Annotated in this window: 20 protein-coding genes; 10 read left to right on the top strand and 10 right to left on the bottom strand. The window is 65.3% G+C overall.

The features are described from left to right. Nucleotides 1-12: 12 nt before the first annotated feature. The 4 genes from J3474_RS00410 to J3474_RS00395 all read right to left on the bottom strand — a co-directional run bounded on the left by J3474_RS00410 (nucleotide 13) and on the right by J3474_RS00395 (nucleotide 4,515). Complete coding sequence (locus tag J3474_RS00410) at nucleotides 13-1,107, bottom strand: hypothetical protein (RefSeq protein ID WP_207092731.1); 1,095 nt, start codon at nucleotides 1,105-1,107, stop codon at nucleotides 13-15. 74 nt (nucleotides 1,108-1,181) lie between these two features. After that, the gene (gene ubiB, locus J3474_RS00405; RefSeq protein ID WP_207092730.1) at nucleotides 1,182-2,759 is read right to left on the bottom strand and encodes a 2-polyprenylphenol 6-hydroxylase; all 1,578 of its coding nucleotides are present in this window, start codon (nucleotides 2,757-2,759) and stop codon (nucleotides 1,182-1,184) included. Between the two features lie 69 nt (nucleotides 2,760-2,828). Beyond that, nucleotides 2,829-3,560: a class I SAM-dependent methyltransferase gene (locus J3474_RS00400; protein ID WP_013834272.1), complete on the bottom strand. Its 732-nt coding sequence runs from the start codon at nucleotides 3,558-3,560 to the stop codon at nucleotides 2,829-2,831. Between the two features lie 10 nt (nucleotides 3,561-3,570). Next, the gene (locus J3474_RS00395) at nucleotides 3,571-4,515 is read right to left on the bottom strand and encodes a DMT family transporter (RefSeq protein WP_207092729.1); all 945 of its coding nucleotides are present in this window, start codon (nucleotides 4,513-4,515) and stop codon (nucleotides 3,571-3,573) included. Between the two features lie 101 nt (nucleotides 4,516-4,616). Between J3474_RS00395 and mutM the strand changes: the two genes are divergently transcribed. The 6 genes from mutM (at nucleotide 4,617) to J3474_RS00365 (ending at nucleotide 10,313) form a co-directional block, all read left to right on the top strand. After that, nucleotides 4,617-5,429: a bifunctional DNA-formamidopyrimidine glycosylase/DNA-(apurinic or apyrimidinic site) lyase gene (mutM, locus tag J3474_RS00390; protein WP_013834274.1), complete on the top strand. Its 813-nt coding sequence runs from the start codon at nucleotides 4,617-4,619 to the stop codon at nucleotides 5,427-5,429. A 237-nt stretch (nucleotides 5,430-5,666) separates the two neighbouring features. Then, nucleotides 5,667-5,927: a 30S ribosomal protein S20 gene (rpsT, locus tag J3474_RS00385; RefSeq protein ID WP_007012246.1), complete on the top strand. Its 261-nt coding sequence runs from the start codon at nucleotides 5,667-5,669 to the stop codon at nucleotides 5,925-5,927. Between the two features lie 543 nt (nucleotides 5,928-6,470). Next, complete coding sequence (dnaA, locus tag J3474_RS00380; protein ID WP_013834275.1) at nucleotides 6,471-7,904, top strand: chromosomal replication initiator protein DnaA; 1,434 nt, start codon at nucleotides 6,471-6,473, stop codon at nucleotides 7,902-7,904. A 264-nt stretch (nucleotides 7,905-8,168) separates the two neighbouring features. Continuing rightward, nucleotides 8,169-9,038 carry a GGDEF domain-containing protein gene (locus J3474_RS00375; protein ID WP_207092728.1) on the top strand — a complete coding sequence of 290 codons (870 nt, stop codon included), beginning with the start codon at nucleotides 8,169-8,171 and terminating at the stop codon, nucleotides 9,036-9,038. 73 nt (nucleotides 9,039-9,111) lie between these two features. Further along, nucleotides 9,112-9,543, top strand: coding sequence for a DUF983 domain-containing protein (locus J3474_RS00370; protein WP_013834277.1), 432 nt, complete (start codon nucleotides 9,112-9,114; stop codon nucleotides 9,541-9,543). Next, a complete protein-coding gene (locus J3474_RS00365) occupies nucleotides 9,540-10,313 on the top strand; it encodes a HesA/MoeB/ThiF family protein (RefSeq protein WP_207092727.1) in 774 nt (257 codons plus the stop codon). The genes J3474_RS00370 and J3474_RS00365 overlap by 4 nt, the downstream gene beginning before the upstream one ends. A 19-nt stretch (nucleotides 10,314-10,332) precedes the next feature. Here J3474_RS00365 and J3474_RS00360 read toward each other — a convergent pair whose 3' ends face one another. Continuing rightward, complete coding sequence (locus J3474_RS00360) at nucleotides 10,333-11,037, bottom strand: NAD-dependent deacylase (protein ID WP_007012252.1); 705 nt, start codon at nucleotides 11,035-11,037, stop codon at nucleotides 10,333-10,335. Between the two features lie 125 nt (nucleotides 11,038-11,162). Here J3474_RS00360 and dapB point away from each other — a divergent pair, with 125 nt between their 5' ends. From dapB to J3474_RS00345, 3 genes are read left to right on the top strand one after another with little or no spacing between them, the layout of a single operon-like run. After that, complete coding sequence (gene dapB / locus J3474_RS00355; protein WP_041559114.1) at nucleotides 11,163-11,891, top strand: 4-hydroxy-tetrahydrodipicolinate reductase; 729 nt, start codon at nucleotides 11,163-11,165, stop codon at nucleotides 11,889-11,891. A gap of 11 nt (nucleotides 11,892-11,902) precedes the next feature. Further along, nucleotides 11,903-12,562 carry an endonuclease III gene (gene nth, locus J3474_RS00350; RefSeq protein WP_207092726.1) on the top strand — a complete coding sequence of 220 codons (660 nt, stop codon included), beginning with the start codon at nucleotides 11,903-11,905 and terminating at the stop codon, nucleotides 12,560-12,562. A 12-nt stretch (nucleotides 12,563-12,574) separates the two neighbouring features. Further along, the gene (locus tag J3474_RS00345) at nucleotides 12,575-12,973 is read left to right on the top strand and encodes a hypothetical protein (protein ID WP_207092725.1); all 399 of its coding nucleotides are present in this window, start codon (nucleotides 12,575-12,577) and stop codon (nucleotides 12,971-12,973) included. Between the two features lie 33 nt (nucleotides 12,974-13,006). Here the strand turns inward: J3474_RS00345 and J3474_RS00340 are convergent, their stop codons facing one another. Next, complete coding sequence (locus J3474_RS00340; protein WP_207092724.1) at nucleotides 13,007-14,245, bottom strand: dicarboxylate/amino acid:cation symporter; 1,239 nt, start codon at nucleotides 14,243-14,245, stop codon at nucleotides 13,007-13,009. A gap of 112 nt (nucleotides 14,246-14,357) precedes the next feature. Further along, the gene (dapE, locus tag J3474_RS00335; protein ID WP_207092723.1) at nucleotides 14,358-15,503 is read right to left on the bottom strand and encodes a succinyl-diaminopimelate desuccinylase; all 1,146 of its coding nucleotides are present in this window, start codon (nucleotides 15,501-15,503) and stop codon (nucleotides 14,358-14,360) included. Nucleotides 15,504-15,559: 56 nt separating this feature from the next. Between dapE and J3474_RS00330 the strand changes: the two genes are divergently transcribed. Then, the gene (locus J3474_RS00330; protein ID WP_013834285.1) at nucleotides 15,560-16,003 is read left to right on the top strand and encodes a cupin domain-containing protein; all 444 of its coding nucleotides are present in this window, start codon (nucleotides 15,560-15,562) and stop codon (nucleotides 16,001-16,003) included. A 28-nt stretch (nucleotides 16,004-16,031) separates the two neighbouring features. Here J3474_RS00330 and J3474_RS00325 read toward each other — a convergent pair whose 3' ends face one another. From J3474_RS00325 to J3474_RS00315, 3 genes are all read right to left on the bottom strand, one after another. Further along, a complete protein-coding gene (locus J3474_RS00325) occupies nucleotides 16,032-16,694 on the bottom strand; it encodes a glutathione S-transferase family protein (RefSeq protein ID WP_007012259.1) in 663 nt (220 codons plus the stop codon). A gap of 104 nt (nucleotides 16,695-16,798) precedes the next feature. Beyond that, the gene (locus tag J3474_RS00320) at nucleotides 16,799-17,800 is read right to left on the bottom strand and encodes an inorganic phosphate transporter (protein ID WP_007012260.1); all 1,002 of its coding nucleotides are present in this window, start codon (nucleotides 17,798-17,800) and stop codon (nucleotides 16,799-16,801) included. 18 nt (nucleotides 17,801-17,818) lie between these two features. Next, entirely contained in the window at nucleotides 17,819-18,943 is a 1,125-nt protein-coding gene (locus J3474_RS00315; protein ID WP_083835268.1) for a DUF47 family protein, read from the bottom strand. Between the last annotated feature and the right edge of the window lie 73 nt (nucleotides 18,944-19,016).

The following is a 19,016-nucleotide window of genomic DNA, read 5'->3' as shown; positions in this document are numbered from 1 at the left end:
AAGTTCACGCAATTACTTTACCGCGACTAACCGCGGCCTTTCCCCTGATCCGGCTGCTTCCAACAAGGCGGCAATGGCACGCGGAGCGAAAACGATGCCAGCGAACATCGCCGGCGCGATCATCGCGCCCCAGTAGAAGTTGTCCCAGCGTCCGGCGAGCATGAAGGCGAAACCATACCCCGCGCTGAGCAGGAACCCGAAGGTCCCGGCCCGCGAATTCCAGCCCAGCCAGCCAAATGCCATGAGCACCACGGCGGGCCCCGCCAACCAGTGCGGCAGGAACCGCAGGTTGCTGGCCTGCACGATATTGGCAAGCCAGCCCGACAGCCCGCGCATCACCAGCCATGGGGCGGAATGCGGGTCGCTGGGCAGGACATCGCGCGAGACGATGGCAAGGTGCCAAGACAGCGCGGCGAGGAAGACCGAGACCAGAGCGATCCATGCCGCGGCCTCGCGCCAGTTACGATAGTAAAGCGCAGTGGCCGCCATCAGCAGTACGAACGGCAAGCTGTGCTCCCGGATCGCCAGAGCCAGCGCCGCGGCAAGGAAGGCCCCTCCCCAGCGTCCGCCCTGCCCGCCTGTGCCGATGCGGTGCAGTCCGAAGGAAAGCGCAACGAGCATGCCTGCCCACAGCTCATGCAGCGGGAAATAGTGGCGGTTCAGCCCCAGCGATGCGCCGACGAAGACCATGGTCGTTGCCATGCGCGGCAGGCGGCCGAGCGAGGCGTCCTCGCGGAACCGCGACCACCACGCGGCGATCACTGCGAGCATCAGCGCAATCGCGGCGACGATCTGTCCCGCCTCGCCCAGCCAGGCATCGAGATAGGCCAGCGTCGGCAGGCGCACGGCAAGGCCCGGGTTCACCGGATAGTTGCGCGCCCGCTGCTCGGGAACGATGAAATCGTAATAGTTCTCGCCATGCCGAATGCGGTCGATGGCCGCTTCGTACAGAGCGATGTCCTCGTCGTACGGCTCATCCGCAGTGTCGACCGGCTTCGTGTGCGAGGCCACGATGGCCCCCGGCGTGCCTTGCGGTCGGCCGACCGGCACCACGGCCGAGGCAACGAGCAACAGGCCAAGGATCGCCAGCACGAGCCGGGCGAGCATCGGCGACCAATCGGAAAAACGCGGCGCAGCAGGAGCACGAGCCGCGGCGGGCGCAAGCCCCCCGGCTCTCGGGTCTAGCCCAGAATGCTCCAGTACGTGACGGCCCATGCAGCAATGCCCCCAGCAAGCGCTGCCACAACATAGCCACCCCAATGGTTAACATCAGGTTTGCCTGAAGCCTCACGCGCCGATCTCCCGGCCCAGATCAGGTCCACTTCGGGCAGGGGCGCCTGTTCGGGCGCGCCGCCCTTGGGCGGGAACTTCTCCTCGATCCGGCGGACCAGGTCGGGCAGACGCGCGAGTGTACCGAGGTCTTCGCGCAGGCGGTCGGCGATCTTGGCTTCCGGGCCCAGTTCGTCGCGCAGCCAGTCCTTCACGAAAGGCCCGGAGACGTCCCACATGTTGATCTGCGGATCGAGCGCGGTCGCGAGACCTTCGACCATGACCATCGTCTTCTGCAACAGCAGGAGGTGCGGCTGGACCTGCATGTCGAAGTCGCGGGTGATGGCGAAGAGCCCGTCGAGCATCTGCCCGACCGAAAGCTCGGACACCGGCTTGCCGCGCATCGGCTCGCCCACCGCGCGCAGCGCCGTCGCGAACTCCTCTACCGTGTGATAGCTCGGCACGTACTGGGCTTCGAAGTGGATCTCGGCGACGCGGCGATAATTGCCGGTGGTCAGGCCGTAGAGGATTTCCGCCAGCCACAGGCGCGCCTGCCGATTGATCCGGCCCATGATCCCGAAATCGATGGCGACGATAGTGCCGTCATCGCGCACGAACAGGTTCCCCTGGTGCATGTCTGCATGGAAGAAACCGCTGGAGATCGCCTGGGTCAGGAAAGTCAGCACCAGCTTGCGGGCGAGCCTGGGCAAGTCGTGCCCGGCGGCGCGCAGCGCTGCGAGGTCGCTCATCTTGACGCCGTCGACCCATTCGACCGTCAGCACCGAACCATTGGTGCGGTCCCAGTCGATGTCGGGAATCGCGTAGCCTTCGATGCCCTTCATCGCTTCGGCCAGCTCCGAAGCCGAAGCCGCCTCGCGGCGCAAGTCCAGCTCGCGCAGGGTCCAGCGCTTGAGGTTGTCGATCACCGCGCGCGGACGCAGGCGCATCGCCTCGCCGCCCAGCGCCTCGAGGTGCGCCGCGGCCCATTCGTAGGTGCCTACGTCCTGGGCGAACTTCTCGCGGATACGCGGGCGCAGCACCTTGACCGCGACGTGGCGGCCGTCTGTGGTCACGGCGCGATGCACCTGGGCAATCGAAGCCGCACCGATGGGTTCTTCATCGAATGAGGAGAACAGGGCCTCTATGGGCCTGCCGAAGCTTTCCTCTACGCGTTCGCGAATCAGCGCAAAGGCGACGGGCGGAAGGCTGTCCTGCAAGGTAAGCAGATTGCGCGCCGGACCTTCACCGACAAGATCGGGCCGCGTTGCCAGCGCCTGGCCGAGCTTGATCGCCGCGGGGCCGATTTCCTGGAAGGCACCGGCATAGTCCGGCTCCCTGGGCTGGCGCGTCCCGAAACGGGCGATGCGGCACAGGCGCTTGACCGGCGCCGGGGCATTGCGGTCCTTCTCGATGCCGCGCAGCGCACCGTGGCGCGCCAGCACCCGCCCCCATTTGAGCAGGCGGGCGATATGGGTCACCTTGCTGGTCACGCGGCGGCATCCGACTGCCGCGTGCCGTCGGCCCGCACCGTGGCTTTGCTCATCGCAACCATGGCTGGCTTACACCTTCCAGCCCGAGTGAATCGCGACGAGACCGCCCATGATCGGCTCGACCTTGGTGTGCCGGAAACCCGCACCTCGGATCATCGCCTCGAATTCGGGCATCGGCGGGAAGCGCCGGATCGATTCGATCAGGTAACGATAGGAATCCGCGTCGCCGGCAATCGCCTGCCCGATCCGGGGGACGAGATGATGCGAATAGGCATCGTACACTTCCTTGAAGCCCGGCCATTCGGTCGTCGAGAATTCGAGGCAGAAGAAACGCCCGCCGAACTTGAGCACCCGGTGCGCCTCGGCCAGTGCCTTGTCGATATGCGTGACGTTCCGGATGCCGAAGGCAATCGTATAGGCATCGAAGAAGCGGTCGGGGAACGACAGTTCCTCGGCGTTCTGGCGTGACCAGACGAGACTGTCGATGCCGCGCTCCATGGCGCGCTCGATGCCGACGTCGAGCATGTCCTGGTTGATGTCGGAAACCGTGATCGCCGCGCCCGAAGGCTCCATACGGAAGGCGATGTCACCGGTGCCGCCCGCCATGTCGAGGATCTGCTCGCCCGCCTGCGGCTTCACGCGGCGCACGAACTTGTCCTTCCACAAACGGTGCATGCCGGCGGACATGGCATCGTTCATGACGTCGTACTTGCGCGCGACGCTGGAGAAGACCGCACCGACGCGGCCCTCCTTGTCCTCGGGGGCGACTTCTTCGTAGCCGAAGGAAACCTTATCGTTCATGCGCCGTCCTCTAGCGTCGTGCCGGCCCGGGCGCCACCGGAGTTTTGCCCGCCGCCCCGCTGCGCAACGCGAGGGCCGAGAGAATGATCCCGGCGAGAATCAGGACGATACCGGCGAAGTGGTAGCCATGAAGCCGCTCGCCCAGGAGCAGCGCCGAAAGCAGGGCCCCGAACAAGGGCATGAGCGTGATGCCCTGCCCGGCGCGCGCCGGTCCGATCGTGGCGGTCGCGGCATTGTAGATGAAGTAAGCGATAATCGAGGGAAACACGCCGACATAGGCAAAGGCACCCAGCACCGGCAGGCCCCAGTTCACCCGCTGCCCCTGCAGCCATTCCATCGCGGCCAGGGGCGCAAGCACTACCGAGCCCAGCGTAAAGGTCAGCAGCAGGAAGACCGGCGCACTGACCGGCGGCTTCTTGCGCAAGAGTACGGTGTAGAGCGACCAGGCGGTGACCGCGCACAGGATCAGCGCATCGCCCTTCCCGCCGATCTCCAGGTTGAGGACCGCGGAAAGCTCACCGCGAAAGACGATCGCCGCCACCCCCAGGGTCGATACGATAACGCCAATCGCCTGCATCTTCTCGGGCCGCGACTTGAAGATGATTCGGTCCAGCAGAAGTACCACAGCCGGGACCGAGGCCTGCAGCAGCAGGGCATTGGCCGCCGTCGTGTAATGAAGCCCGGAATAGACCAGCGAATTGAAGCACACGATGCCCAGCACGCCCAGCGCGACGATCCAGCGCCAGCCCGCCCGTACCGCCTCACGCTCCAGCAGCAGCTGGCGCCAGGCGATGGGCAGCAGGATCAGCACCGCGATAGTCCAGCGCCCGAAGGCCAGCGTGAGCGGCGGGATATCGTCGCGCACCGCGCGCCCGATGATCGAATTGCCTGCCCAGCAAAGCATGACGATGCCCAGCATCAGGAATGCGCGAAGGTGCGACCGGTCGTTGCCCATGCCCGCGGCCTTAGCCGGGACATGCCGGATTGGCGAGCGCGGCCCTGCCGAACGATCACGAAGCGATGACAGGAGCGCATCGCGCGCCTATCTGCATGGTGATGCCAGAGCTACCCGAAGTCGAAACGACCGTGCGCGGCCTTGCCCGCTTTCTCGAGGGCGAGAGGATTGCCCGCATTGCGGTCAACCGCCCCGACTTGCGCCGCCCATTCCCGCCCGATCTCGTGCAGGTAATGACCGGCGCGACGGTGACCGCGATGGGACGCCGGGCGAAATACGGGTTGATCCATAGCGACCGCGGCCAGACCATGGTCTTCCATCTCGGCATGTCGGGGCGCTGGCGGATCGAGCCGGAGCGGCCGGAAAAGCACGACCACCTGGTGATCGAAACGGGCTCCGGCCATGTCCTTGCACTCAACGACGCCCGGCGTTTCGGCTCGGTCGACCTTGTCGCCACGGATGGGCTGGAAACATGGGGCCCGTTTGCCGACATGGGTCCGGAACCGCTGGGAGACGCGCTCACGGCCGCGCACCTTCGCGCTGCCTTCAAGGACCGGACCGCGCCGATCAAGCAGCTCCTGCTCGACCAGTCGATCGTGGCCGGTCTGGGCAACATCTATGTATGTGAGGCGCTGTTCCGGTCCGGCATCCGCCCTGACAAGGCAGCGGGCCGGGTTTCTCTGGCCGCCCTCGCCCGCCTCGTCCCGGCGATCCGCGAAGTGCTGACCGAATCGATCGCGGCCGGCGGGTCGACCATTCGCGACTATGCGCAGCCGACCGGCGAACTGGGTTACTTCGCCACTTCCTGGCAAGTCTACGGCCGCGAGGGGCTAGCCTGCACCTGCGGCGCGCCGGTCCTGCGCTTTGTGCAAGGCGGGCGCAGCACCTTCTGGTGCAGGCGCTGCCAGAAGTAGAGCGGGGCCGCATGCCATTGCGAGTCTGCGTCGAGTCCGCGGACATCAGGCATGGCCATGTTCGCCGGAAGGGCCGATATTGGGCCAAAGCTGCAGAATCGGGCGGTTTGCAGCCATGCCTGCGGCTTGACGCAAGCACCGCCTGCCGCTAAGGGGCGCGCTTTCCGGCGAGTCCGCTCGCCAGCAGCAGATTCGACAGGCAATTGGGCCGCCCGGCGGCCAGACAGAGGAAAGTTCATGGCCAACACGCCGCAAGCCCGCAAGCGCATCCGTCGCAATGAGCGCCGCGCCGAGATCAACATCAACCGCGTCAGCCGCATCCGTACCTTCGTCAAGAAGGTCGAAAGCGCCATCGCCGGTGGTGACAAGACTGCAGCTGCGGAAGCCCTGAAGGCTGCCCAGCCCGAGCTGGCCCGTGGCGTCGCCCGTGGCGTGCTCCACAAGAATACCGCTGCGCGCAAGATGTCGCGCCTCAGCAAGCGCGTCGCCGCTCTCTGAGTCGCCGCGAATCGCCTGAGACTGGAGTCGCGACTCCAAACGCAGGGTGAAGCAGGCACGAAACAAGAACGGAGCCGGAGAGATAATCTCCGGCTCCGTTCTTGTTTGCGCTGCTGCAATGCGGAAGAATCTGCAAGTGCGCGGAATAGCTGCGATTCGTCATAGGCATCTTGTTAAGATACTGAAATTGCAGAATTAAAATTCTTCATGACGCTTTTCCGGCAGTCTTCCGTGAGTCAAGCCGAGATAATTTTATTTATTTGGAGCGACCGTCTTGCCTGTCGGGCCAAGGCCTCCTTATGAAGGTCCTCGGCCGTTGCGGAACTGGCCGGGGAATATCGAAAGCATGTAAGACAATTGCCGCAAACACGCGTTTGCGGTGACGGGGTCGTTTTGCCTTGCAATCGTGTGAGACCAGTTCCGTTTCCGGCCCGAATATCGGGGGTTGGTTGCGGGCAAGGGGAGTTCGACCAAGTGACAGGTAATTCGGCGGGTCAGGGCGCTAATCAGACAGTGAAGAAATCGAAGGCAGGAAAAGTGGTGATGGAAGAGGATCAGGAAGCCGTGAATTTGGCGGCGGACTGGGCAGACATCAGCCAGGGCCTGCGCAAGGACCTGGGACACCAGGCTCACAGCCAGTGGATCAAGCCGATCCAGCCCGGCAATTATTGCAAGGAAACGGGTACGCTCGATCTGTACCTGCCGACCGAGTTCTCGGCGAATTGGGTGAATGACCGATTCGCCGATCGCCTCTCGCTGGCATGGAAGATCGCCCGTCCCGACGTGCGCCACGTGCGCATTCTCGTTCACCCGGGCCGCCGCCAGCTGCCCGAGCTGCGCCTCGGCCATGGCGGTCGTCCCAGCCACGCGCCGGCGAACGATTCGGTCGTGGGTGCAAGCGATGCCATCTCGGCGGCGTTGAACGGCGATGCCTTCGCATCGCTGGGCCAGGGCCCGGCCGGCATCGATGCCTCGCAGACTTTCTCGACTTTCGTGACCGGCACTGCAAACGTGCTCGCCTGCAATGCGGCACAGCGCATGGCAGCCGGCGAAAAGCCGCAGTTCTCGCCGCTTTATCTCAAGGCGGCGACCGGCCAGGGCAAGACGCACCTGCTCCACGCAATCGGGCATGCGTACCTTGCGAACCACCCGCATGCGCGGATCTTCTACTGCTCGGCAGAGCGCTTCATGGTCGAATTCGTCCAGGCGCTGCGCCAGAACCAGATGATCGAGTTCAAGGCGCGCCTGCGCGGCTTCGACCTTCTGCTGGTGGACGACATCCAGTTCATCATCGGCAAGGCTTCGGCACAGGAAGAGCTGCTCTACACGATCGATGCCCTGCTTCAGGAGGGCAAGCGCCTCGTCTTCGCAGCCGATCGTGCGCCCCAGGCACTCGACGGCGTCGAGCCGCGCCTGCTGTCGCGCCTGTCGATGGGTCTTGTCGCCGACATCCAGCCGGCCGACATCGAACTGCGTCGTTCGATCCTCGAGAATCGCCTTCAGCGTTTCGCCTCGATCGACGTGCCGGCCGACGTCATCGAGTTCCTTGCAAGGACGATCAACCGCAACGTGCGTGAACTCGTCGGCGGCCTCAACAAGCTGATCGCCTATGCCCAGCTTACCGGTCAGGCCGTCTCGCTGCAGCTGGCCGAGGAACAGCTGACCGACATCCTCTCGGCCAATCGACGCCGGATCACCATCGACGAGATCCAGCGCACGGTCTGCCAGTTCTACCGGATCGACCGGACCGAGATGAGCTCGAAGCGCCGCGCGCGTGCCGTGGTCCGCCCGCGTCAGGTTGCCATGTATCTCGCCAAGGTGCTGACGCCGCGCTCCTACCCGGAGATCGGCCGCAAGTTCGGTGGCCGCGATCACTCCACGGTCATCCACGCCGTGCGCCTGATCGAGGAACTGCGCACCCGCGATGCCGACATGGACGGCGACGTCCGTTCGCTGCTGCGCCAGCTGGAAAGCTGAGTTTTCCCGGGCCTGTCCCGAGAAATGCACAGGGTTCCCAACAGGGATATCCCATGAGGAGCGCGAAAGGTTCGAGCCTTTCGCGCTCCTTGCAACTGGGTAGTTGACGGTCGCATTGCGCCAATCTGTGAAAACGCCCAGCCACCTTACAAGAAGTTAATCCCTATTTTTCAGACGTTTCTGAAATTCGATTAACTATTGGCAAAGCACTTCCCGTTACCTTTCGAGTATAAAGCCCGAATTGCAACGAGAAGGCACCCCCCCATGCGCTTCTACCGAGCCACGACATTCTTGTTCCCGCGCAACTACGAATGGCGGATTCTCCTGATCTGCTTCGGCGCGGTACACGTTCCCCTGATTGCCTGCGTCAGCCTCCAGGTCGTCACCGGTGAATGGCACCCCGCCACCCTCATCACCCTGCTCCTGGCGACATTGGCCGGCACCGGCCTCGGGATCGCGGCGATCCACGGCCTGCTCTCCCCGATCACGCGCGCAACCGCGATGCTGGAGGCGATCCAGAACGGTGAGCGCATCTCGCATATTCCCGACGGCGGCGCCGATCTCGTCGGCCGCCTGCTCCACGGCGTGGCCACTGCCGCCAACGAATCCGCGACCAGGATCGAACAACTGATCACCGCCGCCGAACGCGATGCCCTGACCGGGATCCGCAATCGCAGGGGCTTCCTCGATGCGGCCGAAGGCATCCTGCAGGGCAAGACCAATGCCGTGCTCGCTATCATCGACATCGACCATTTCAAGCTGATCAACGACCAGTTCGGCCACGACGCCGGCGACTCGCTGCTGCGCGCGTTGGCCAAGCGCCTTGAGGGTGGCTTGCGCCGTACCGACATCGCGGCGCGCTGGGGCGGCGAGGAATTCGCGGTCCTGTTCCCCGACACCCAGCTCGACGAGGCCCGCCTGGTGCTTGAGCGGCTGCGCGCCTCGGTTGCGCTCGACAGCGAGCTGGGGCACGACAGCTGGCCGGTCACCTTCTCCTGCGGGCTGGCGCCGCTGCGCAGCTTCCCAGAACTGGGCGATGCGACACGACGGGCGGATGCAGCGCTCTATGTCGCCAAGGCGCGCGGGCGCAATCGCCTGCAGATCGCCGAGGAGGAACAGGTGGAGGAGAACTGATCGCCCTGCAGGCCTGCCCAGCCCCCGCGCGTTCATCCTTTCCCCGGCCTCGCTCCTGCTCTAAGCGGGCCGCATGGCTCCCGGTCTCACCCCTTCGCTACCTGCCACTTTCTGGCAGGCCGCCCTGCGCGGAATTCGCAGCAGGTGCCCCCGCTGCGGGGAAGCGCCGCTGTTTCGCAAGTGGCTCAAGCCGCTCGACGCCTGTCCGCATTGCGGAGTCGACTGGAGCCCGCAACGCGCCGACGATTTCCCTGCCTACATCGCCATCATCGTCACCGGCCACCTGATGGCGCCGCTGATCATCGCCTTGTCCAAGGACTTCGACCTGGGCCCCGCCGGCATGTTCGCGATCCTGGTGCCGCTCGCACTGGTGATGATGCTGGGCTTGCTTCAACCCTCGAAAGGCGCGGTCATCGCCGCGCAGTGGTGGTACGGACTGCACGGCTTCAGCAAGGAAAGACTGCCCGAAAATGAGGGCACAGAGGCAGGTTCGGACCAGGTATGACGCTTACACCGGATCGGCTTGAGCGGTTCGCCCGTCACATCGTGCTGCCCGAAGTGGGCGGCACGGGACAGATGGCGCTGGCCGAAGCCCACGTGGTGCTTGTCGGCTGCGGCGGGATCGGCAGTCCTGCCCTTCAGTATCTCGCCGCAGCCGGCATAGGCCGACTGACCCTGGTGGATGACGACGTCGTCGACGTCAGCAACCTCCAGCGCCAGACGATTTTCACGCCGTCTGATATCGGCAAGCCCAAGGCGGAAGCGGCGGCCGAATGGGTGCGGCGTTTTGATCTTGGCCTTGAGGTTCGTGCGATCGTCCAGCGGGTGGGAATTGAAAACGTCGCACAGATCCTCGCCGGCGCGAGCCTCGTACTGGACGGTTGTGACAACTTCGCGACTCGCTTGCTGGTGTCAGATGCCTGCGTCAAACTGGGGCTGCCGCTGACGAGCGCCGCGGTGGGACGATTTCAGGGCCAGGTCGCGAACTTCGCCGGCCACCTGTCCGACCAGCCTTGCTACCGCTGCTTCGTGGGCGATGCCTTCGATGCCGAGGATTGCGACACTTGTGCCGCCGACGGCGTACTGGGCGCGATGGTCGGCATGGTCGGCACTTTCGCAGCCATGCATGCCATGCGCGTCCTGCTTGCCGGCCGCGCCGCGCTGGGCGAGCCGCAGTTCGGTACGCTCCAGCTCATCGACGGCCTTGCCCCCTCGATGCGCCCGCTGCGAATCGCCAAGGACCCCGGTTGCAAGGGCTGCGGCACCCCAGCCTGACGCTGCGCCGCCCCCGGGCTCATTTCCGGGTCAGCAGCTCGTCCACCCAGGCCGGCACCACTTCGGTCGCCGGGCCGTGCCGCGACTCGTCGAACCAGCTGCTGCCCTGGCTCGGCTCCAGGTTGAGTTCGAGCGTCGCCGCCCCCAGCTCCCGCGCATTGCGCACGAAGCCTGCTGCAGGATAGACCGCACCCGAAGTACCGATCGAGACGAACAGGTCCGCCTCGCGCAGGGCCGCGAAGATCTCTTCCATACGATAGGGCATCTCGCCGAACCACACGACGTCGGGCCGCAGCGCGGCCACCCCGCATTCGGGGCAGGCCGGACGATCCAGCAACGGACCGGTCCAGGGCGAGCGCTCGTCGCAGGCAGTACACCAGGCGTTGAGGTGTTCCCCGTGCATGTGCAGGACCCGCGTCGCCCCGGCCCGCTCGTGCAGGTCGTCGACGTTCTGGGTGACGATCAGCAGTTCCCCCCGCCACTCGGCATCGAGCCGGGCAAGGGCGTGGTGCGCGGCATTGGGCTGCTTGGTCTGGATCGCCTCGCGCCGCATGTCGTAGAAGCGCAGGACAAGCTCGGGGTCGCGGGCAAATGCCTCGGGCGTCGCCACGTCTTCCACCCGGTGCTGCTCCCACAGCCCGCCGGCATCGCGGAAGGTGTCGATGCCGCTTTCGGCCGAAACCCCGGCACCTGTGAGGATCACGATATTGCGGATCTGGTTCATGCAAATTCCCGTAGCATCACCCCGACCTTGTTTCAGGGGCCGTTTTTCGCCATGCGCAGGACGATGTCTGGGGCACGAACCACGCCGAAACAAGTTCGGCTTGCCGCCCCCATGGAGATTGTAACGTGGCACGTATCGGAATCATCGGCAGCGAAGGTCGCATGGGACGCGCAATCGCGGAAGCGATCGGTGCGGCGGGCGAGGAACTGGCGGGCGGAGTGGACAAGGACGGCGACGTCGCCGCGCTGGCCGCCAAGGCCGATGTCCTGATCGACTTCTCCAGCCCCGGTGCGCTCGAAGGCAACCTCGAGGCGGCGATCGCGGCGGACACCCCGATCGTCGTCGGCACCACGGGGCTCGAGGAACGCCACCACTGGCTGATCGACACGGCGGCCGAATCGATTCCGGTGCTGCAGACCGGCAATACCTCGCTGGGCGTCACACTGCTGGCGCATCTCGTGCGCGAGGCCGCGAGCCGCCTGGGCGAAGACTGGGACATCGAGATCGTCGAGACCCATCACCGCATGAAGGTCGACGCGCCCTCGGGCACCGCCCTGCTGCTGGGCGAGGCTGCCGCCAAGGGCCGCGGCATTGCGCTGGCGGACAATTCCGAGCGCGGCCGCGACGGCATCACCGGCAAGCGCGAGGCCGGCACTATCGGCTTTGCCGCCCTGCGCGGCGGCACCGTGGCGGGCGATCACACGGTTCATTTCCTGGCCGAGAACGAGCGCCTCGCCCTGTCGCACATGGCCGAGAACCGCGGCATCTTCGCGCGCGGCGCGGTCAAGGCGGCGCAGTGGATGCTGGAGCGCAAGCCCGGCCGCTACACAATGCCCGAGGTCCTCGGGCTCTAGGGCGCAATCCGGTGAAGAAGGACAACGTCTTCGAGTTCTTCCGGCGCCTGGCCGAGCTGAACCCCTCGCCCGAGACGGAGCTGGAATTCGGCAATACCTACCAGCTCCTCGTCGCCGTGGTGCTCTCCGCGCAGGCGACCGACGTCGGCGTCAACAAGGCCACCCGCGCCCTGTTCCGGGAGGTGAAGACCCCCGCGCAGATGGTCGCGCTGGGGGAAGAGGGGCTAAAGGAGCACATCAAGACGATCGGCCTGTTCAACTCCAAGGCGAAGAACGTCATCGCCCTGTCCGAGATCCTGGTCGAGCGTTACGACGGCGAAGTGCCGCAGGACCGTGACGCGCTCGTCGAATTGCCGGGCGTCGGCCGCAAGACCGCGAACGTCGTCATGAACTGCGCCTTCGGAGCCGAGACCTTTGCTGTCGACACGCATATCTTCCGCGTCGGCAACCGCACCGGGCTCGCCAAGGGCAAGACCCCGCTCGCGGTCGAAAAGCAGCTTGAGAAAAAGGTGCCGGCCCCTTTTCGCGTCGGCGCGCACCACTGGCTGATCCTGCACGGCCGATACATCTGCAAGGCTCGCAGCCCCGAATGCTGGCGCTGCCCGGTCGTTGACTTGTGCGGCTACAAGCCCAAGATCATGGAGAAGGGAGCCGCGAAAAAGGCTTCCTGACAGGAGGTTGCCATGAAGCGTTCCATCGCATTGTCCATTGCCTTGCTGCCGCTGGCGCTCACCGCCTGCGCGAAGACCGCGCCGGGCGAGGCACCGCCGGCCTCACCGGCGGCAGAAGTGATCGGCAAGGCCGTGAGTTGCCTGCCGCTCACCAGTTATTCGACCACCCGCATCCGCGACGACTGGACCATCGATTTCATCGGCGGCGCCGGAAGCAAGGTCTGGCGCGTCACGCTGCCCCACAAGTGCTCTGGCCTGAAATCCGCGGACAGCTTCAGCTTCGAAACTTCGCTGACGCAGCTGTGCAGCAACGACATCATCTATCCCATCCGTCAGTACGGCGGCCAGTACCAGCGCGAAGGGGCCTGCGGGCTGGGCGACTTCGTACCGGTCAAGCTGCTCGACAAGTAAGCCGGTCCGGCAGACGCGGCGCCACGTAGCCACCTAGACGTCGTCGGCGCTGATCATTTCGGTCAGGTCGATCTCGTTCGTCATGACCGCAACCGCCGTCGTCACCGCCGAATCGCCGGTGACGTTGGTGGCAGTGCGCATCATGTCCATGATCCGGTCCACCCCGGCGACGAAGGCGATGGTCTCCAGCGGGACGCCGACGGCCCCGAACACCAATGCCATCATGATCAGTCCGGCCCCCGGAATGCCGGCCGCGCCGACCGAGCCGAGCGTCGCAAGCACGGAGATCACGATGTAGTCCGAAAAGCCGAGATGAATGCCGAAGATCTGGGCGCCGAACAGGGTGGCCAGACCCAGGTACATCGCCGTGCCGTCCATGTTGATCGTCGCCCCCAGCGAGACGACGAAGCTGGCGGTCGGACGGCTCACGCCCAGGTTGCGTTCTGCGCAGCGCAGCGTCACCGGCAGGGTCGCATTGGAAGAGGCTGTCGAATAGGCAACTGCCATGGCGTCGATGATGCCGCGGAAGAAGTGGCGTACCGGCAGACGGGCCAGGAACTTGATGATCGCGGTGTACATGACGCCGATGATCAGCAGGCAGCCCAGGTAATTGAGCGCGACGAGCTTGGCCAGCGCGACGAGGGCATCCTGCCCCAGCGTCCCTGCGACCCACGCCATCAGCGAGAAGACGCCGAACGGGGTCAACTCCATGACGATCATCGTCACCTTCTGCATGACGATCGAGCCGCTATCGAAGACGCGGACGAGCGGCTGGCCTTCCTCCTTGGCCATGACGATGCCGATGCCGATCAGCAGGGCGAAGACGATGAGCGGCAGGACCTGCGCATCGGCCATCACCTTGACCGGGCTTTCCGGCACCATCGAGAGGATCATGTCGACCGCGCTGGTTGCCACGGGCTCGGGCGTCGCGCCCGCTGCAATCGCGCTCGTATCGACGCCGATACCCGGCGCGAAGATCGTGCCGAGGGCAAGGCCAAGCCAGACGGCGATCTGGCCGGTCACCACGAACAGCACCATCGCCCGCCAGCCGACCGCGCCCAGCTTGCGCAAGTCGCCGATTGAAGCGACGCCGCCGACGATCGAGACGAAGATCAACGGCACGACCAGCATCTTGATCGACTTGATGAAGAAGTCGCCGATCCACTTGATCGATTCGGCTTCGGGGCCCCACAGCAGCCCGGTGATCACGCCCAGGACCAGTGCAGCGACCACGCGCTGCCAGAGGGGCACGGCAAACCAGAAACGCAGCATCGATTACCCCTTCCGGCACTGCGGGAGGAAACCCGCAGGCCACTGGCCGTCACCGCGAAGGGGCGACGCGATCAAGATCATCGCCCAAGGCTCGCAAGCGCAGGGCGATAATTCAAGCCTTCAGGGCGTTTTGTACCGTCCTTCGATAGATCCGGGCCAGAACCTCGAGATCTTCCAGTGCCACGGCCTCGTCGCGCTTGTGCATCGTCGCGTTGCACAGGCCGAATTCGATGACCGGCGAAATGTCCTTGAGGAAGCGCGCGTCGGACGTCCCGCCGCTGGTCGACAGTTCCGGTTCGACGCCGGTCTCTGCGCGGATCGCGTCGGCAAGGAGGTCGGAGAACGCGCCCGGCTCGGTCAGGAATGCCTCGCCAGAGATCACCGGGCGGGCGGTGCCGCCGTGCTTCTCGGCAATCTCCGTCACGCGCGCGCCCAGCTGCGCGCCCGTATGCAGGTCGTTGAAGCGGATCGAGATGCGTGCCATCGCCTTGGCGGGAATCACGTTGTGCGCGGGATTGCCGACAGTGATGTCGGTCACTTCGAGGTTCGAGGCCTGGAACCAGTCGGTCCCCTCGTCGAGCAGCAGCCCGTTGAGTTCGGCCAGCATCGCGACGAGCGGCGTGATCGGGTTATGGGCGAGGTGCGGATAGGCGACGTGGCCCTGCGTCCCTTCGACCTCGAGGAAGATGTTCACCGAGCCGCGGCGACCGATCTTCATCATGTCGCCGAGGCGATTGACGGACGTCGGCTCGCCGACAAGGCACAAGTCGGGAATGTCGCCACGCTCGCGCATCAGCTCGATCAACGCAACGGTGCCGAAACGCGCCGGGCCTTCCTCGTCGCCAGTAATGACAAAGCTGATCGTGCCCGCATCCTGCGGAATTTCACCCACGGCCGCGACCATCGCCGCGATCGAGCCCTTCATGTCGACGGCCCCGCGGCCATAGAGCAGCTCGCCGCGTCGCTCGGGCATGAAGGGCGCGCTCGTCCAGCCCTCGCCCGGCGGAACGACATCGAGATGCCCGGCGAAGGCGAAGTGACGCGAACCTTCCGGCCCCTTGCGGATCGCGAAGAGGTTCTCGACCGGACCGTCCGGCGCCTCCCCCGCGACGAAGCGCACGACTTCGAAGCCCAGCGGCTTGAGCTGGCCTTCGAGACAGTCGAACACCATCCCCGCGGCAGGGGTGACGCTGGGGCAGGCGATCAGGGCTTCGGCAAGCTCGGCAACGCTTGCAGTGGAAGGCGCGGTCTGGGACATATCGCGGCCCATCGCATATGCCTGCGGGCTTGACCATAGGTGGTAAAGAGGAAGCCATGCCGAAAATCGATCTCGATGCGATTCCGCAGTCCAATGCCACCGGCTACCCCGACCCTTTCGACAAGGCCGTAGAAGGCCGCTGGTGGAAGCGCCTTGCGCCTGCGGGCGGGCTGACCGAGATGGGCGCAAGCCATGTCGTCCTGAAGCCCGGCGCGTGGTCCAGCCAGCGCCACTGGCACGAAGGCGAGGACGAACTGCTCGTCATGCTGAGCGGCGAGGCCGTGCTGATCGAGAACGAGGGACGCACCGTACTGCGCGCGGGCGACATCTGCGCCTGGCCCAAGGGCGTCGAGAACGGGCACCACCTCGTCAACGAGAGCGGGGAAGACTGCGTCTTCGTCGCCATCGGCGCGGGCAAGGACACATGCGGCTCCTATCCGGACATCGACATGATGTGGAACGAGACAGGCTACGTCCGCAAGGACGGGACGCCTTACTGAGCGCGCGCAGGTCCGCTCCCGGGGCCGATCAGGTCGCGGGGACCTCGAACTGCTCGATCACCCAGTCCTCGGATTCGGCGGCGCTGACCCACTGCTGCATCCATTCGTGTTCCCAGACTGCCTGCATGTAGGCCTGGGCGAAGCCGGGTACGCCGACGCCGTAAGTCAGGAAACGGCTGACGACAGGGGCATAGAAGACGTCGGCGGCGCTGAACGTGCCGAACAGGAACGGCCCCCCGCCGCCGAAGCGCGCCCGCGCCTCGGCCCAGAGCGTCAGGATACGCACGATGTCGCCGCGCACCTCGTCATCCACCTGCGCGCCTTCCACCCGCGCACGCACGTTCATCGGCAGCGAGCGCCGCAGCGGCAGATAGCTGGAATGCATTTCGGCGACCATCGAGCGAGCCATCGCGCGGGCATCGTCCGGCTTGGGCCAGAAACGGTCACGGCCCACCTTGTCTGCCAAATAGTCGACGATCGCCAGGCTGTCCCACACGACCGCCTCGCCATCCCACAGGATCGGCACCTTGCCGTGCGAAGGCGCGAGTTCGCCCTCGATCTTGCGCTGGTCCCAGTCGTCGCCGTAGATCGGGACCGTCAGCTCCTCGAAATGCAGGCCGGATTGCTTGCAGGCCAACCAGCCGCGCAGCGACCAGCTCGAATAGTTCTTGTTGCCGATGATCAGCTTCACAGGCGGCGGTCCCTCTCGCTTGAAGGCCGGACCTAGAAGTTAAGGCGTGCCGTGTCGAGGGTGAAGCGGGGCGCAACGCCCCTTCCGGCGCTTCAACGGCGCGATCAGAACAGCAGCGTCAGCCAGTAGAACAGGGCGCCGACGATCGCGCTGGCGGGGATGGTGATGAACCACGCCACGATCACCCGGCTCGCCACGCTCCAGCGTACCGCGCTGGCACGACGGGCCGCGCCGGTACCGACGACCGATCCGGTGATGGCATGGGTGGTCGAGACCGGAATGCCCAGCGCGCTGGCGCCGAAAACGACGATCGAGCCCGCCGACGAGGCGCAAAAGCCCGAGTGATGGTTGAGCTTGGTCAGCTTGGAGCCCATCGTCTTGATGATCTTCCAGCCGCCCGAGAGCGTGCCCAGCGCAATCGCGGTGTAGCACGAGAGCACGACCCATTCGGGAACGTGGAAATCGCCCGAGAGGTGGCCCGTCGAGTAGAGCAATACGGCGATGATGCCCATGGTCTTCTGGGCATCGTTGCCGCCATGGCTGATCGAATAGGCCGCCGAGGACAACAGGTGCAGCCCCTTGAACACACTGTTCGATCCGCGCGGGGAAGATCCCCTGAACAGCCAGCTGGTCACCAGCATCAACGCCATGGCGATGGCAAAACCGATGATGGGCGACAGGAAGATGGCAACGATCGTCTTGGTCGTGCCCGAGCTTTCGACGACGCCGGGCCCCGCCGCTGCGATACCGGCACCCAGCAGGCCACCGATCAGCGCGTGGCTGGAGCTGGAAGGGATACCCTTGAGCCAGGTCACCACGTTCCAGAACATCGCCCCGACAAGCGCCCCGAAAACGACGGCAGGCGTTACTGCATCCTTGTCGATGATGCCCTTGCCCACTGTCTCGGCGACATGGAGGCCGACGAAGAAGTAGGCCGCGAAATTGCCCAGCGCGGCGAACAGGACGGCCACGACCGGCGAAAGCAGGCGCGTCGCCACCACCGTGGCGATCGCGTTGGCGGCATCGTGCAGCCCGTTGAGAAAGTCGAAGGCCAGCGCAAGCGCGACGAGGCCGATCAGCAGCGGCAGGGCGAGACTATGATCCATGAGGGCAGGAAATCGGCGTCAGGCGTGATCGATGACGAGACCGTCGATCTCGTTGGCGAGGTCCTCGAAACGGTCGACCACGCGCTCGAGGCGCTTGAACATCTCCTGGCGGACGATGAAGTGCAGCGGGTCCTTGCCGGTGCTCTGCTTGAACAGGCGCTTCATGCCAGCGGCGTGGATCTCGTCGGCATGGCCTTCCATGCGCACGAGGCGCTCGGTCAGCTCGTGAAGGCGATGGCCGTTATCGGCAACCTTGCGCAGCAGCGGCATGGCCTCGGCGGTGAGACGCGCCGAATCGACGATGATCGCAGCCATGTCGCGCATTTCCGGCTCGAAGTCGGTAATGTCGTAAAGATCGCAGGCGCCGGCCACCTGCTGCATCTCGTCGATGGCATCGTCCATCGTCGTGATCAGGCTGGTGATCGAGGAACGGTCGAACGGGGTCAGGAAGGTACGGCGCACCGCATGGAGCACTTCGCGGGTGATCTCGTCGGCGTCGTGCTCGCGCTCCTCGATCTCGCGGATGTGCTGGTTGCGGCCCGCGCCGCCCTGGGCAAGGCGCGCAAGAGCGTCGGCACCGGCGACCAGCGTGGCGGCCTGCTGCTCGAACAGCTCGAAGAAGTTCCCCTGCTGCGGAAGCAGCTTCTGGAACCAGGCAAACATGGCATTGACCCCTGTCTTGTCGGCAACCGTTTCGAACAGCCGGCTACCTTGGGTAGCGGCGCGAAACTCCCGGGCGCCGAAACTGCGGATGAGTGCGGCGAGGTCTTCCTCGTCCACGGCATTGGCGGCGTCTGTCAGCGAAAACCAGCGGCGATCGCGCTGGTGCTGCTCGTCCCAGGTCGGAAGCTCTTCCGTCACCGCGAAAGGAAAAACGTCGACGTCGGCCCAGACCGAGGCGCCCGAATTGCGGCGCTTGCGATAGCGATAGGACCCCAGCGGCGTCGGGCAGACCGCGCCGAGCACGCCGGCCTCTTCTTCTGCCTCGAGGGCAGCGGCGGCATGCGGCTGGAGGTTCTTCATGAGGTTGCCCTTGGGCATCACCCAGCGACGCGTCTCGCGCGAGGTGATCAACAGGATCTCGATCGGTGCATCCACCGCGGGTCCCTGTGTGCGATAAGGCAGAACGGCAATCTGGCGCAGCGGCAAGACTATCCTCCTTCCTCAACACGCACTGGCGGGCCCACTAGGGGACTCTTGAGTGTCACGCAATCGT

It is taken from the genome of Novosphingobium sp. PY1 (assembly GCF_017312445.1).
GTDB lineage: Bacteria > Pseudomonadota > Alphaproteobacteria > Sphingomonadales > Sphingomonadaceae > Novosphingobium.
The sequence above is the reverse complement of the archived record's forward strand: the minus strand, read 5'-3'. Positions and strand labels throughout refer to the sequence as shown.

Coding starts and splice junctions, on each gene's coding strand:
- J3474_RS00410 (WP_207092731.1), bottom strand. CDS start 1,107: ATGCTCGCCCGGCTCGTGCTGGCGATCCTTGGCCTGTTGCTCGTTGCC.
- J3474_RS00400 (WP_013834272.1), bottom strand. CDS start 3,560: ATGAACGATAAGGTTTCCTTCGGCTACGAAGAAGTCGCCCCCGAGGAC.
- J3474_RS00395 (WP_207092729.1), bottom strand. CDS start 4,515: ATGGGCAACGACCGGTCGCACCTTCGCGCATTCCTGATGCTGGGCATC.
- mutM (WP_013834274.1), top strand. CDS start 4,617: ATGCCAGAGCTACCCGAAGTCGAAACGACCGTGCGCGGCCTTGCCCGC.
- rpsT (WP_007012246.1), top strand. CDS start 5,667: ATGGCCAACACGCCGCAAGCCCGCAAGCGCATCCGTCGCAATGAGCGC.
- dnaA (WP_013834275.1), top strand. CDS start 6,471: ATGGAAGAGGATCAGGAAGCCGTGAATTTGGCGGCGGACTGGGCAGAC.
- J3474_RS00375 (WP_207092728.1), top strand. CDS start 8,169: ATGCGCTTCTACCGAGCCACGACATTCTTGTTCCCGCGCAACTACGAA.
- J3474_RS00370 (WP_013834277.1), top strand. CDS start 9,112: ATGGCTCCCGGTCTCACCCCTTCGCTACCTGCCACTTTCTGGCAGGCC.
- J3474_RS00365 (WP_207092727.1), top strand. CDS start 9,540: ATGACGCTTACACCGGATCGGCTTGAGCGGTTCGCCCGTCACATCGTG.
- J3474_RS00360 (WP_007012252.1), bottom strand. CDS start 11,037: ATGAACCAGATCCGCAATATCGTGATCCTCACAGGTGCCGGGGTTTCG.
- J3474_RS00345 (WP_207092725.1), top strand. CDS start 12,575: ATGAAGCGTTCCATCGCATTGTCCATTGCCTTGCTGCCGCTGGCGCTC.
- J3474_RS00340 (WP_207092724.1), bottom strand. CDS start 14,245: ATGCTGCGTTTCTGGTTTGCCGTGCCCCTCTGGCAGCGCGTGGTCGCT.
- dapE (WP_207092723.1), bottom strand. CDS start 15,503: ATGTCCCAGACCGCGCCTTCCACTGCAAGCGTTGCCGAGCTTGCCGAA.
- J3474_RS00330 (WP_013834285.1), top strand. CDS start 15,560: ATGCCGAAAATCGATCTCGATGCGATTCCGCAGTCCAATGCCACCGGC.
- J3474_RS00320 (WP_007012260.1), bottom strand. CDS start 17,800: ATGGATCATAGTCTCGCCCTGCCGCTGCTGATCGGCCTCGTCGCGCTT.